Origin of the sequence: Chryseobacterium camelliae, from assembly GCF_002770595.1 — a bacterium.
GTDB classification, from domain to species: Bacteria; Bacteroidota; Bacteroidia; order Flavobacteriales; family Weeksellaceae; genus Chryseobacterium; species Chryseobacterium camelliae.
This window is the reverse complement of the sequence record NZ_CP022986.1, coordinates 442,128-456,228: the sequence shown is the minus strand read 5'-3', so window position 1 is coordinate 456,228 and position 14,101 is coordinate 442,128. Positions and strand designations below refer to the sequence as shown.

14 protein-coding genes are annotated in these 14,101 nt (G+C 44.8%); 6 read left to right on the top strand and 8 right to left on the bottom strand.

Translation table 11 applies throughout. The annotated features are described in order from the left end of the window. Positions 1-75: 75 nt before the first annotated feature. The 7 genes from CGB83_RS02045 to CGB83_RS02015 all read right to left on the bottom strand — a co-directional run bounded on the left by CGB83_RS02045 (position 76) and on the right by CGB83_RS02015 (position 7,729). Positions 76-2,523: a ligase-associated DNA damage response DEXH box helicase gene (locus CGB83_RS02045; RefSeq protein WP_100074280.1), complete on the bottom strand. Its 2,448-nt coding sequence runs from the start codon at positions 2,521-2,523 to the stop codon at positions 76-78. 4 nt (positions 2,524-2,527) lie between these two features. Beyond that, positions 2,528-4,108: an ATP-dependent DNA ligase gene (locus CGB83_RS02040; protein WP_100074279.1), complete on the bottom strand. Its 1,581-nt coding sequence runs from the start codon at positions 4,106-4,108 to the stop codon at positions 2,528-2,530. Continuing rightward, a complete protein-coding gene (locus tag CGB83_RS02035; protein WP_100074278.1) occupies positions 4,105-5,133 on the bottom strand; it encodes a ligase-associated DNA damage response exonuclease in 1,029 nt (342 codons plus the stop codon). Before CGB83_RS02035 ends, CGB83_RS02040 begins: the two co-directional genes overlap by 4 nt. 218 nt (positions 5,134-5,351) lie before the next feature. Then, positions 5,352-5,753: a DoxX family protein gene (locus tag CGB83_RS02030; protein ID WP_100074277.1), complete on the bottom strand. Its 402-nt coding sequence runs from the start codon at positions 5,751-5,753 to the stop codon at positions 5,352-5,354. Between the two features lie 6 nt (positions 5,754-5,759). Then, positions 5,760-6,275 carry a cupin domain-containing protein gene (locus tag CGB83_RS02025; RefSeq protein ID WP_100074276.1) on the bottom strand — a complete coding sequence of 172 codons (516 nt, stop codon included), beginning with the start codon at positions 6,273-6,275 and terminating at the stop codon, positions 5,760-5,762. Between the two features lie 43 nt (positions 6,276-6,318). Further along, a complete protein-coding gene (locus tag CGB83_RS02020; RefSeq protein WP_100074275.1) occupies positions 6,319-7,161 on the bottom strand; it encodes an NAD(P)-dependent oxidoreductase in 843 nt (280 codons plus the stop codon). Positions 7,162-7,294: 133 nt separating this feature from the next. After that, complete coding sequence (locus tag CGB83_RS02015; RefSeq protein ID WP_157761267.1) at positions 7,295-7,729, bottom strand: PCC domain-containing protein; 435 nt, start codon at positions 7,727-7,729, stop codon at positions 7,295-7,297. A gap of 637 nt (positions 7,730-8,366) precedes the next feature. On the opposite strand from CGB83_RS02015, the gene CGB83_RS02010 reads away from it, so the two are divergent. The 4 genes from CGB83_RS02010 (at position 8,367) to CGB83_RS01995 (ending at position 10,723) form a co-directional block, all read left to right on the top strand. Then, complete coding sequence (locus CGB83_RS02010) at positions 8,367-8,708, top strand: helix-turn-helix transcriptional regulator (RefSeq protein WP_100074273.1); 342 nt, start codon at positions 8,367-8,369, stop codon at positions 8,706-8,708. A 194-nt stretch (positions 8,709-8,902) separates the two neighbouring features. Beyond that, on the top strand, positions 8,903-9,601 hold the full coding sequence (locus tag CGB83_RS02005; RefSeq protein ID WP_228420055.1) for a DsbA family oxidoreductase: 699 nt from the start codon (positions 8,903-8,905) through the stop codon (positions 9,599-9,601). 9 nt (positions 9,602-9,610) lie between these two features. Further along, positions 9,611-10,192 carry a 5'-methylthioadenosine/S-adenosylhomocysteine nucleosidase family protein gene (locus tag CGB83_RS02000; protein ID WP_100074272.1) on the top strand — a complete coding sequence of 194 codons (582 nt, stop codon included), beginning with the start codon at positions 9,611-9,613 and terminating at the stop codon, positions 10,190-10,192. Between the two features lie 12 nt (positions 10,193-10,204). Continuing rightward, the gene (locus CGB83_RS01995) at positions 10,205-10,723 is read left to right on the top strand and encodes a GNAT family N-acetyltransferase (RefSeq protein ID WP_418219567.1); all 519 of its coding nucleotides are present in this window, start codon (positions 10,205-10,207) and stop codon (positions 10,721-10,723) included. A 113-nt stretch (positions 10,724-10,836) separates the two neighbouring features. Here CGB83_RS01995 and pdxR read toward each other — a convergent pair whose 3' ends face one another. After that, complete coding sequence (pdxR, locus tag CGB83_RS01990; RefSeq protein ID WP_100074270.1) at positions 10,837-12,318, bottom strand: MocR-like pyridoxine biosynthesis transcription factor PdxR; 1,482 nt, start codon at positions 12,316-12,318, stop codon at positions 10,837-10,839. A 71-nt stretch (positions 12,319-12,389) separates the two neighbouring features. On the opposite strand from pdxR, the gene CGB83_RS01985 reads away from it, so the two are divergent. Continuing rightward, on the top strand, positions 12,390-13,007 hold the full coding sequence (locus tag CGB83_RS01985) for a hypothetical protein (RefSeq protein WP_100077456.1): 618 nt from the start codon (positions 12,390-12,392) through the stop codon (positions 13,005-13,007). Then, positions 12,979-14,100 (top strand): aminotransferase class I/II-fold pyridoxal phosphate-dependent enzyme, encoded by a 1,122-nt coding sequence (locus CGB83_RS01980; protein WP_228420053.1) that lies wholly within the window; start codon positions 12,979-12,981, stop codon positions 14,098-14,100. Before CGB83_RS01985 ends, CGB83_RS01980 begins: the two co-directional genes overlap by 29 nt. The last annotated feature ends 1 nt before the right edge of the window (position 14,101 follow it).

The following is a 14,101-nucleotide window of genomic DNA, read 5'->3' as shown; positions in this document are numbered from 1 at the left end:
TTCAAAAGAAGTGCTCCATTGATTTCATGTATCTGGATCTTTTGAAGGACAGGTTTAATTCGTTGATGGTTTTTATTATCCGCTTCTGTTGGCCTGTTTCAGCAAACGCTGGATCCTTGCGTCCAGGCCTTCACTGGATAAAGTCTGCCGTAAGCTATCAATTTTGATCGGAAAGCTGAGCGGTGTAAATGTTTTGGCCTGTTTAAGGATGACCCTCGAATGTTCAATCCGCTTGAAAGCCTCTACAAGCCTGGGTTCCTGAAGCTGGATATTAAACACTTCCGTGTAGGCCTGCCGCACCAGGAAATGGTTCGGGTCATGATCTTCAAGCACTTTAAAAATCAGGCCGGCGGAACTTTGCAGCGATTTATTCGAGCGTTGTTTCCCTGCATAATTCTGAATGACCATTCCTGAAATTACGGCAATATCCCGGAATTTCCGGCGGGCCATTTCAGCGGCATTGATGCTGGAGATCACATCGGTCATCAGATTTTCCCGGGTCAATATCTTATGGAGGTTATCTTCATTCAACGGGATTTCCTTGTCACTGAAAAGCTCGAATCCGTAATCATTCATCGCCATGGAAAATGAGATCGGTGCAAGTTTGGAAATGCGGTAGGCAATAAGCGCAGCCATCACTTCATGTACCAGTCGTCCTTCAAAAGGATACATGAACAGGTGATAGCCTTCCCGGTTTTTAATCAGTTCCACCAGAAATTCATCATCTTTAGGAATATGGGAGCGCTCTTCCTGTTTTGCGAGTAAAGGATGCAGGAATTTCAGCTCCTTTTCGGAAGCTTTGGGATTCAATGCTCCGGACAGTTTTTCCCTCAGGAATACACTCAGGTTGGAACTTAAAGGCAGCCTTCCGCCCAGGTAACTTGGAACCAGGGCTTTTCCGCTGGTGGCGCGCACAAATACCGTCATGTCCTTGATCATGGCTACTTCGAGTGTGCGCCCGGCAAGGATGAACTTTTCATCTTTTTTCAGCCTCGAAATAAAGTATTCCTCAATCATCCCGATGTAGCCGCCGGAAATAAATTTAACTTTCAGCATGGCATCGCTGACAATCACTCCCATATTCATCCGGTGGAGCATGGCGATTTTCCGGGATGTTACTTTATACAATCCTTCATCCGTAATCACAACTTTGTGGAATTCCTCGTAGCTTTTAAGGACGCTCCCGCCAATCGTCAGGAAGTCGAGCATGCCCTTCCATTCCTCGTCATTCATATCCCGGAAGGCAAAGGTTTCTTTCACCCTGTGATAGACTTCATCAGGCTTAAAGCCGTCTCCTACGGCTAGTGTCATGAGGAACTGAACGAGCACATCAAAGCACAGTACCTGAGGTTCCCTCGGTTCGATCACTTTCTGTTTTACCGCTTCTTTCAGGGCGGCTACTTCAATCAGTTCTAGGGAATGGGTAGGAACACAGTAGATCCGTGACGTTTCAAAAGGGGAGTGACCGCTCCGCCCGGCTCGCTGAAGGAACCTAGCCACACCTTTGGAGGATCCGATCTGGATTACCGTGTCTACCGGTTTAAAGTCGATACCAAGATCCAGGGATGAAGTGGAAACAACCGCTTTCAGCTTTCCATTGCTGAGGTTTTCCTCGATCCAGATCCGCAGGTGCGCATCGATGGAACTGTGGTGGATGGCGAGCTGCCCGGCAAAATCCGGGTAAGCATCCAGCAGCAGCTGGTACCACATTTCGCTCTGGCTCCGGGTATTGGTAAATACAATGGTAGATTGTGAGTTCAGGATGATCGGAACGATTTTATCCGCCATCTTGGCACCGAGGTGCCCTGCCCAGGGAAGGATTTCTATTTCATCCGGGAAGACCGGCAGGATATCGATCTTCTTATGTTCCTTGGCTGTAATTTTTACTTTTTTTATGTCATAAGGAATAAGGACTTCCATCGCTTCATCCAGATTGCCTATGGTAGCCGTGATCCCCCAGATCTTAAGGTTTCTGACGTATTTTTTCAGCTGGGCAATCCCCAGTTCAATCATTACTCCGCGTTTGGATCCTAAGAGTTCATGCCATTCATCGACAGCGATACAGTTCAGATCGGTGAAAAACCGTTCATGGTTCTTCTGTGCCAGCAGTAAATGAAGGCTTTCCGGGGTTACCACAAGGATTTCAGGCATGCTTTTCACCTGCTGCTGACGTACTTTAGGATCTGTATCGCCGTTTCGTACACCGACGACCCAGTCCAGGCCGATTTCATCCATTGCTTCCTGCATCGCTTTGGCAATATCTTTCGCCAGTGAACGCAGAGGAGTGACCCAGATCATCTTCAGGCCTTTGCCGTACTGTTCGGGATGGCTTAAGAAATCACTGACGAGCGCTAAGAATACAGAAAATGTTTTTCCGAAACCGGTTGGGGCGATCACCATTCCGCTGTATCCATTGCCGAATTTTTTCCAGGTATCCACCTGGAATTTGAATGGGTAATTCCCTTTATCATCCATCCATTGACGGATGATCCTGTAACCATTGGTATCTTCGAATGCAGCCAAGTTATTATTGTATCAGTTTTTTAATTTCTTCCAGGTCGTCGATCTCATTCACCGTTTTATCTTTCCGCCACCTTAAGATCCTTGGAAAACGCAGGGCTACACCGCTTTTATGCCTATTACTGAAACCGATGCCCTCAAAAGCGATTTCAAAGACAAGCTCTGCTTTAACCGTACGGACCGGACCGAATTTTTCGATGGCATTTTTATTCACAAACCGGCTCACTTCCATGATTTCCTTATCGGTTAAGCCGGAATATGCTTTGGCAATCGTAACCAGAGACTCTCCGTTTTTGACGGCAAATGTGTAGTCGGTGTAATAGGCACTTCTCCGGCCGCTTCCTTTTTGGGCATAGATCAGTACGGCATCGATCGTCAACGGATTGATCTTCCATTTCCACCAGTCGCCTTTTTTACGTCCTGAATGGTAAGGGGAATCTTTATGTTTCAGCATTAGTCCCTCACTGTTGATGTCCCGGGATCCCTCACGGATCAGGTTAAGATTTTTCCATTCACCGAAATCCACGGTTTGGGAAAGCGTTATATTCCCGGGAGCCTGATTGAGCAGCAGCTCTTCCAGCATCGCCCTTCTGGCTGAAATCGGCTTTTCCCGGAGATCATTATTTTCCAGTTCAAGAAGATCATACGCAAATACTTCCACTGGGATTTCCGACTGCATTTTTTTAGTCAGGGTTTTACGGTTCAGCCGTTTCTGGAGCTCATTGAAATTTAAAACTTTTCCGTGGCTCACCGCAAGGATCTCGCCGTCAATCACAAAATTGCCTTTCATGGCTTTTACGGTCTCCTCGATTTCAGGAAACTGAGGGGTAACAAGTTCTTCTCCGCGCGACCAGATAAATACCTCGTCATTCCTGCGGATGATCTGCCCCCGGATTCCGTCCCATTTGTATTCTACCAGCCATTCATCGGGACTCCCCAGGTCGTGCAGGTCTTTTTCCAGCGGATAAGCAAGACAGAACGGGTAAGGTTTGGAATTGTCAGGATTGATGTTTTCAGCAGAGATGAGTTCACGGAATGAAGCGTCTTCAGGCTGCCATTTTCCCATCAGGCTGTGCATTAAAGCACTTGATTCCTGACCGGAAAACTTTGTCAGCGCATTGATAAGGGTCTTATCCGATACCCCAATCCTGAAACTGCCGCCTAACAGCTTATTAAAGATCAGGCGCTCGGTATAATCAAGTCCGTCCCATGAACTCAGTACGAATTCTTTCTTTTCCGCATCGGTTTTCTGTTTCAAATGAAGGATATCGGTCATCCATTCCGTCAGGGAACGGTCTATTTTTTGTGTCGGTGCCGGCAGGATGAGGGAAATGGTTTCTCCCAGGTCACCTACCGACGAATAGCTTTCCTGAAACAGCCAGAAGGGTAGGCCTGTAATTTCCAGCGCCCATTCTTTCATATAATTGGTATTGATATTCCTTTTCGGCCTTTTACCGGTAAACAAAGCGATAAACCATACTTTGTCTTCATCCGGGGCACGTTCAAGGTAATCTATGATGGCATCGATCTTGGCATTGGTTTTATTCGTGCTTTCGAGGGCATTGATGAGATCTGCAAAATGTTTCATGGCTGTTCCTTTTGGGTTTCTGGGATTTCTGCTTCTGCCTCTTCATCATCATTGCCATATAAGGTTTCTACCACATCGGCTTTGATCCCGATTTCATTGAGGTATTTTGAAAATACCTCCGTCTGTCCGTGGGTCACATGCACAATCTCTGCTTCCGTTGCTTTGATAGCCTGTAACAGGCCTTTCCAGTCGGCATGGTCGCTCATCGGGAAACCGGCATCCGCACTGCGCCATCTCCTGGCCCCGCGCACCTGCATCCATCCGGAACAGATGGCCGTTGCGGCTTCCGGGATCTTTTTTATCACATTACTGTCAAGCAACGCGGGCGGAACAATGACTATTTCGCCCAGGAGATGTTTCACGCTTTCCCTGAAATCGGGGATTTCATATTCCGGCAGATCTATTCCGACGGTTTCAAAAGCTTCATTAAGCTTACCGATGGAATAGTGGACATGGATTTTGCCCAATTCTTCCACCGCTTTCATGATCCGTTGTGCTTTTCCCAGGGAATATCCTACAAATACGGAAGTTTTTCCGTTCTCTTTGTTTTTCAGGACCCAGCTCTGGAGCCTTTTGTTAAGGTCATCCACCTCGAGCCAGTTATATATCGGAAGCCCGAAAGTACTTTCCGAAACAAATTCGTTGCATCTGACAAGCTCAAAAGGTGTGCTCAATCCGTCTTCCTGTACTTTATAGTCACCTGAAATCACACTTACATAACCTTTGTATTCCAGCCTGATCTGTGCAGACCCGATGATATGTCCCGCAGGATGGAAGGAAACTTTTACTCCGTTGATATTGATGGCTTCACCGTATTCCACACTCTGACAAACAATATCCGGGCTGATGCGCTGATGCAGGATCGGCTTGGTAAAATGATGGCAGAGGTATTTTTTCATTCCCCAGCGGGCATGGTCGGCATGCCCGTGTGTAATGACGGCAAAATCTACAGGTCGCCATGGATCAATGTAGAACTTGCCTCTCGGACAGTAAATGCCTTTATTGGTAAAAGTGATCAGTTTCAAAGTGTGGTTGATTTTACTATCATGCTTCAAAAACCTAACCAATCATTAATGGTCACTGAAAATGCCGTTTCTGCGCCTTAAAGCAGCGTTTCCCAAAGAAAATTCAGGATATAAATGAATGCGGATGACCAGTATACCAAAGTCTTAAAAATCATCACCGGACCTGCGTTTCAGATCCGGTGATGATAAGTATACCTGTTTTTATTTCATCAATAGGATCATGCTGAAATTTTCGGATCAGATCTTTCATCTGCATATCTGCTGAAAAACCAGAACAGGCCCACCAGATAAGCAGAATGCAGCAGCTGTGACTCTACAGCACTCCAGTTTTCGATGGAACAGCTTCCTAAAACCAGGATGCTCATCAGCGTTAGACCTGAATATATCGTCAGCTTGTTTTTAAATCCTGCCAACAGGAAAATCCCGATTACCGCTTCTGCAACAGGGAGAAGATAGCTAAAAGGAATAATCAATAGGTCAGGTATGACCGATTTTTCCATGGTTTTCACCATCCAGTCACTGAAAGCATGAAGTTTGGGCAGCCGTACCAGCCCGTGGCCCGCCAGTGATATGGCAATGGGAAGGCGTAAAAAGAAATAGGCTGTTTTAAAATCTCTCATAGTAAATTATTTCCAAAGTTTAACCAGACCCCCTGTTATTCCCAATACAGGATCACGGTCAGGAACGGCAACCTGCCGGATACGCTTTACGGCAGTATCATGGTCGGATTCTTCTGCCCTGATCAGATCCGGGCTTTTTCCTCCCGGATAAGCTCCGACCACCGTAAAACCGTCAGAAGAGGAAATGCAGCGATGGGCCAGACCCGCCGGAATAACCAGGATATCTCCTGATTTAACCGTCATCTTTTTTCCTGCCGGACCGCCAATGCATAGGTCTGCCGACCCCTGAAAGATTCCCAGTACTTCATGGGTATTGCTGTGATAATGATGGAAGGGGTAGATGGTCCACCTCCAGCAGTTATCCCACCCGTTTTCACTGAAGAGATGTTCCAGCCAGGCAGCACCCTCACCGCCTGTGCCGGAAAAAACATTCCGGTATACCAGAAGCGGATAGTCGCTGTTAGGGATATTTCGATCGTTTTCAAACAGATAGGTTTCAGGGGAGGTGTCTTCAGAGCTCATATGAGGTAGATTTGATTTGTACTTGTATTTATTTCAGGGTCATTTAAAGCGTTTTGAGGTAATTGATAATGCCAATTACGTCATCCTTTCCGAAACCGGCATCATGAGCCGACTGGTAGGTTTTGATCAGTGATTCTGACAGGGGATAATCTGCACCTGCTTTATGGGCCAGCAAAATATCCTTCAGCATCAGGTCCAGTGTAAATGCTGGCGGGTAATGATCCTCGATGAGCAAAGGGGTTTTTACCTTTGTTGCCCCGCTTCCGCTTGCACTTTCATTAATGATTTCAAGCATATCTCTTCGGTCAAGACCCAGACGTTCGGAGAAGAGAACGGTTTCTGCCAATCCCTGGTAAATAGCCGATATAAAGTAATTCACCGATAACTTAGCTGCAATTCCGTTACCATTCTTACCCAGGTGCTTAATCAGTTTTCCCATCTTCTGAAGATAGGGTTCGGCACGCTTAATATCTTTTTCTTCACCGCCGGCCATGATGATCAGGGTTCCTTCCGCTGCCGGTTTGGTGCTTCCTGCTACCGGAGCGTCTATAAAAGAGGCTTCTTTTACAATGATAGCAGCAGCAGTATGCGCGGTTGCTTCAAGGGATACCGTACTCATATCTACAAAGAGTTTACCGGTAATATTCAGGGAAAGTATTTCTTCATATACTGCTTTCAGGGCATCATCATTGGTGAGCATCGTAAAAACCACATCACTGTTCTCCACCAGATCTGCAATACTGGTGCACACTCTTGACTGCTCCCTGAAACCGGCTGCTTTTTCCGGTGTCCTGTTGTATACTGATAGCGGGAATCCCGCTTTTTCAAGATTTTTGGCCATAGGATGTCCCATATTGCCCAATCCTATAAATCCTAATTTTTCCATGTTCTATTTTTTAAATCCAATTCAAGTTAGAAATTAACGCACAAATGAGCAAGCAAGGAAAATAAAAATTAGGATTATTTTAATATCTCAGGATATGGAATAACAGAATATTATTACGGTGATAGCAGACTGATCAGTTACAATAAGGGTCTCCCTGTCCGAAAAAAGTGGTGATGCTCCTGGCAGGGCGGATAATGAATTCCATTTTATCATATACTTTCGCATCGATCAGAGATCCGGAAAGGCTGGTGTCATTAGAGACGAGCCTTGCATTGAGATGAATTTCCGCCGATGCTCCGTTATGATTGATGCAGCCCGATATTTCCGGAACTTCCATGACATCTTCCGTGACTGCATCAATGGATTTTTTTGAAAACGGATCATTGAGTCGCAGCCGGGCTTCCTTGACGAGTCCCATGCCGGAAATGCATCCAGAATGAATCTTCTGCCGGGTGATAAAATCTTTGAATGCAGCTACGATGCTGATATTATCTTTGATACTGAGTATATAAGTACTTTCTATTTTCTGTGCGGTCCAGAAACTGGTATGTAGTAGATGAATGTCCATGAGTTGAAATTGGTTATTGTTTACTATTACTATGGTTTTGGTGTGATGTTCCGTTGCCTTTTCTGCATGCCCATTACCGTAACAGATAATGTTCAACAGGATAAGATTTCAGATTCAATAATAAAGAAATAACTTTTTACAATATTAACTATAAAAAAGCATACCACAAATCTACCACACAATGTAAGGTTATGAATTTTTTCAATATATTTCAAGCATATATTTAACAAAATGATAAACATTGATCAGAATCATAAAAAATAAATGAGCATTAGCCTAAATTTGTATAATTAAAAAAAAATAAACAGCCATCAAAGGCTTAAAAATCATCAAAATTAAAAAATTGTGAGGTTTCTGCAGGACGCGTGGTACCTATGTGGTATTTCAATTTAACAAAATTCTAATCATTTTTTTTTTCTTTGTCTTCATTTATAATTCCGGAATTTTCATTCCTGATGGGACTTGGCTTAAAAAACAGATAAAGAAAACGACTAGTGATAGCGTGTGAAAATTAATGTCAGATGAAGAACGTGCCGGCTACCTGTATCCATGAAGAAACAGACGAGGTATGAAGAGAAAAGCGGATTTATTCTGCAGTACGAGCACTGCAGAAATTAGTAGAGATGAGAAAAACATTATGAAAAACGAAAAACCTGAATTCAGTTTAGAAGATTTAAACCAGAAAAGTTTTGTTCAAGATGAAATTATTGTGCTGGCCAAGGAGAATTCCCCGCGCCTTCTGAATAAATTCAGACTTGTACACCCGGATTTTTTTGAAAGAATATCTGTTATACAGCCAAATCTTAAAAATTCCGAACTGATTTTCTGCATCTACCTGAAGTTAAACTTAACGACAAAGGAAATAGCAACCTATACATTCGTAACCCCGAAAGCTATCCAGAACCGTAAAAACAGGCTTAGGAAAAAGCTTTCCATCCCATCAGAGATGGATATCTACAAATGGTTTAACGATTTATAGTCTCATTGTAATCACGGGACATGGTCCCAGATGTCAGATAAAGAAGGCGGTACATATCCTTAATACGGATTTGTGCTGCCGTTTTCATTTATATCAGGTTCACTGGCCGGACAAATTACTGGGATGAGAGTTCGTACAGGATTCGGAGGTGTGGAATTTTTAGGCTAAATTTGATCTTTTAAAACAATGATATCATGGCAATGAAAATAGAGATCTGGTCGGATGTGATGTGTCCTTTCTGCTATATCGGTAAAAAGAATTTCGAGGCGGCACTGGAAAAACTGCCGTTCAGGGATGACGTAGAGGTAGAATGGAAGAGCTTCCAGCTGGACCGTACACTGGATCCCGCAAAAACCATCAGTACATTTGATTATTTTAAACAGAAAAAAGGCTTTCCTGAAGCCCAGGCCGAACAGATGATCTCCCAGGTCACCCAGGCAGGTAAAAATGCAGGGATCGACTTTAACTTCAGTGATGTTCAGATTACCAATACATACCCTGCACACAGGCTACTGCATTTATCAAAAAAATACCATTGCTCATCTGAAACGGAAGAAGCTCTTTTCCGTGCGCATTTTACAGATGGAAAAAATGTTGCGGATACGGAAGTGCTTCTCAGCATTGCAGCATCCGTAGGAATGGACAGGGATGAGGCCAAAATAGCGGTTACGTCGCATCAGTTTGACGAACAGGTCGACCAGGATATGATGGAGGCAGAGCATAACAATGTAAGAGGTGTTCCTTTTTTTATCCTGAACGGGAAATATGCCGTTTCCGGAGCCCAGCCTACTGCACTTTTTGAAGATGCGCTCCAGCAGACCTATGAAGAAACAGGGAAAAAAAATCCTTCAGCACAGGGCGGTACCTGTGATACGGACGGATGCACGATATAAATTGGCATTATGATCAGAATCAACGAACACCTTCACTTTCCCGTTTCGGAAACGCTTTTTGTCTTTGCCCTGGATTCTGAAGCGGGAAAAGAATTTGACCACACCAATAAGCTGATAACAGGAATCGGGAAAGTAAATGCAGCGATTGCCCTTACCCAAGAAATTCAGGTCAGGAAGCCCTCTCTCATTGTCAATTTAGGTTCCGCAGGCAGTAAAGGCTTCATCAAAGGTGAGGTGGTTTGCTGTACAAAATTTATCCAGCGGGACATGGATGTAAGAGGATTGGGCTTTGCATTGTATGAAACACCGCTTTCAGGAATTCCGCCTGTGCTGGAATATGGCCTTCCTGTTGACCGTCTGCCTCAGGGCATCTGCGGGAGTGGCGACAGCTTTGAAATGAACCATGCCGAAACGGCTTACAATATCGTGGATATGGAAGCATATCCTCTGGCGCTGATCGCTCAGAAGGCAGGCATCCCTTTCGTATGCCTGAAATATATTTCTGATGATGCCGGAAGCGATGCCGCAGCAGACTGGGCAGTTCAGGTCCATCTGGCCTCATTAGCATTTAAAAAAATATTGTTTGATTAATACCAGCATATCATGTCAGTAATTATAACGCAAGCCTCTTCAGGCGATCTTGAAACCATTCAGCAGACAGGAAGGCAGACCTTCTCGGAAACCTTCTCAGCAAGCAATGATGAAGAGGAAATGAAGAGATACCTGGATGAAAGTTTCGCTACGGAAAAAGTACAGTCGGAACTCAGCAATCCCGATTCTCTTTTCTTCATTGCCTGGGAAGAAGACCGTCCGGTAGGGTACCTTAAGCTCAACTCCGGTACTGCCCAGACGGAACTTCAGGATGAAATTGCCCTGGAAATTGAACGGATTTATGTAAAAAACAGCCATCAGGGTAAAAAAATCGGACAGCTGTTATATAACAAAGCCATTGAAGTTGCCCGTGAGCTTCAGAAATCTTACATCTGGCTCGGGGTCTGGGAAGAAAACCATAAAGCACTCAGCTTTTACCGTAAGAACGGCTTTTCCGAGTTCGGGAAACATGTCTTCAGGCTCGGCAGCCAGGAACAGACTGATCTCATGATGAAAAAACCGTTGGAATAATCTGTTTTTATTAAGATACACCTGCCTGATTTATTTTTCAGGCAGATCTTTTTTAGCAGGTTGGATGTGGTTGGACATCGTGTCGATGCCTGTATGGATTATCGTTGAAATCCTTATATCAGTCCTGCCACGCACCCTGAGAGTATTTTCACACTATTCTCCATTTCCTCCGGATTCAGGTTTCCGAATCCCAGCCGTAGGGCAGTGAGATTCCGGTTCTGGTATAATAATGTTTTAGGGATAAACAGATTGTGCTGCGCACAGTGACGGCTGAGCTGCATCAGGTTAACAGGGGTTTTCCATTCTGCCCAGACTGCCAGACCACCGGAGGGCTGTTCAAAATGAATATGACTACCCAGGTATTCCCTCAGCAGCAACGCAAAAGCACCCCGCCTTTCCCGGTATACTTTAACCGATTTTTTCAGGTACCGGTGAATCTCACCTTCTGCGATCATTTCACCCAAAACCTGTTCCATCAGGATATCGCCCTGCCGGTCGATGATCCCAAGATACTTACGCATTTCATCCATCAGGTTTTCCGGGGCAACGATAAAGCCCGTACGGAATCCGGGAGCCAGTGACTTCCCGAAAGAACCGATGTAAATGACCATCCCTGCAGTATCTGCACTTGCTAACGGCAGGATGGGGGATTTATCATAATGGAAATCATAATCGTAATCGTCTTCCAGGATGATAAAGCCATACGTATCGGCGAGGCGCAGCAGTTCCAGCCTTCGCTGCGCACTCAGGGTAACCGTAGTAGGATAGTGGTGATGCGGTGTAAGGTAGAGCATCCGTACTTTCTGCCTGCTGCAGATTTCACGTACGGCTTCCACATCAATGCCATCACGGTCTACAGGAATACGGCGTATATCAACTTTCGACTGCTGGAAAATCATATTCACGGAAAAATAGCTCAGTTCGCCCACCAATACAATATCGCCTTCTGAAAGGAGGATCTGGGAAGCAATATAAATGCTCATTTCCGTACTGCGGGTAATCAGCAGGTTACTTGTACTTATGGGTAGCCCTCTGGAAAGGGTGAGGTACCTTGAAAGGTTTTCTTTGAAAAATTCACTTCCGTCATGATTGTACTGGTTGATCTTATGGGCCTTGCGTTTAAGGATAGAGCTGTAAATCCTTGAATGCTGGTCAATCTGCGTCAGCCTGATATCCGGGATACCGTCATTGAAGATATATTCACATCCCGATTTTTCAAACGGATTGTCCAGGATGCTTGAGTGTTTGAAAGTGAATCCGGTTGTTTTAGGATAATTCTGAAGGTCGGTTTTATGAAAATTCCTGTAAGGATTTTTTATCTCTGTATGTTCTCCATGAACAAAAGTTCCTTTGTTAGGCAGGCTTTCGATCCATCCCTGCGCCAGCAGTTCATCATATGCGTTGACAATGGTATTCCTGTGCACTTCCAGAAGCTGGCTCATGGACCGCGTGCCGGGTAGTTTTGTGCCGGTGGGAAGAACGCCCCGCTGGATGGCATTAATCAGCTGATTACTGACCTGCATATATACAGGAGTAGTAGATTTTCGGTCTATTTTGATAAAACTGGTATAAGGAACAGTAACCGGACTATCCATAATCTTAAAACTGGCACTATTGAACCATCCGGCAATATACTACTTTTGAAACCAAATTAAAACATATGGACGTGTACAGCCTGCTAAAGAACATCATTTCACATACGGAACTCCATGCCAAATGGCTCAATACCCTTTCTTTTATGGAAAATGCAGGTGCTAGGAAAATTTCCGCTTCTGAACATGCCTCTGAAGTAAGCCTGATCCAGCTGAAGCACGCCGCGGAAGAACACCGGCATGCCTATTACCTCAAAAAGCAGATCGGCAAACTCAGCCCTGATCTGTGCAAAAGCTACGAGAATAATGAATTGCTTGCGGCCAGAGCCACCAGGCAGTACCTTCATGCGCTTGACGTGAAAACCTGCCGTTACCTCCGTAACCACTACAGGCCTAGTCCTGATGAATTAAAGTATGCGGCCTATCTTTTTGTCACGTATGCTATAGAAGTCAGGGCAGACCGGCTCTATCCGGTCTATCAGGACATCCTTACCGAAGCAGGGTCAAAGATCATGGTAAAATCCATTATTCTGGAAGAAGAAGGCCATCTGGAAGAAATGATCAGCCAGCTGTATGAATTTTCTTCAAACTGGCAAGACCATGCGAACTGTATTGTAAACATAGAAGAAGAACTTTATTATGAATGGCTGAATTCTATCAGCAATGAAATCCGTCATCATGATTATGTTTGATCGGTGGCAGAAAGAACTGGATAAAAGAAGCGAAAACGGAACCTTAAGGATAGTAAAACCAGTATCCCAGGGTAGTGACTTTTACTCTAATGATTATCTTGGATTTGCGCGCAACATTGATTTGCAGAATATCATGCTGGATGAGGTTTCAAGACATACTGAATGGCTGTCAGGAACTACAGGATCAAGGCTGATCAGCGGCAATACGGCTTATATAAACAAAACCGAACAATACATCGCACAAGTACACGGTTTTCCTGCGGCATTGCTTTTTTCATCAGGATACCAGGCTAACCTTGCACTGTTCTCTGCATTGCCGGGAAGGCAGGATACCATCATTACGGATGAACAGATCCACCGCTCAGCCTATGACGGATGCAGGCTTTCTTTTGCAAAAAAACTGAAGTTCAGGCATAATGATACGGACCATCTGGAACAGCTTCTGAAGAAAGAATCAGGAAACTGCCTTATTGCTATTGAGAGTTTATATTCCATGGAAGGCGATCTTGCCCCATTAGCACAGATTGCTGCCCTTGCAGAATATTACGGAGCCGGCCTGATTGTAGATGAAGCCCATGCTTTCGGTATTTTCGGATACGGACTGATAGACCGTTACGGATTGCAGGATAAGGTGACTGCCGCAGTTGTCACGTACGGAAAAGCTTTAGGTATGCATGGAGCAGCCGTATTGAGCAGTAACCTTGTAAGGAATTATCTGATCAATTTCGCTGCACCGCTAATCTATACGACGTCATCTCCCGATGTACAATGGCTGGGCATCAGATCCGGGTATGAATTCCTCTCGAAGCATCAACCGGTTCAGCAGGCATTGCAAAACAACATAAGGATATTCAGGCAACAGGGAATCGTAACACCTTCTGCAGTGGGCAGTCCGGTACAGGCGGTCATTATTCCAGACAGAAACCGTTTGAAATCATTACAAAACCGTCTGGCTGAATCAGGGTTTCTGACGTATGCGGTATACAGTCCTTCCGTGAAAGAAGGGACGGAAAGGCTCAGGATCTGCCTGCACAGCTTTAATACAGAAAAAGAGATCATCAGGCTTTGCGAAATCATAAAAGAATCAGCATAAA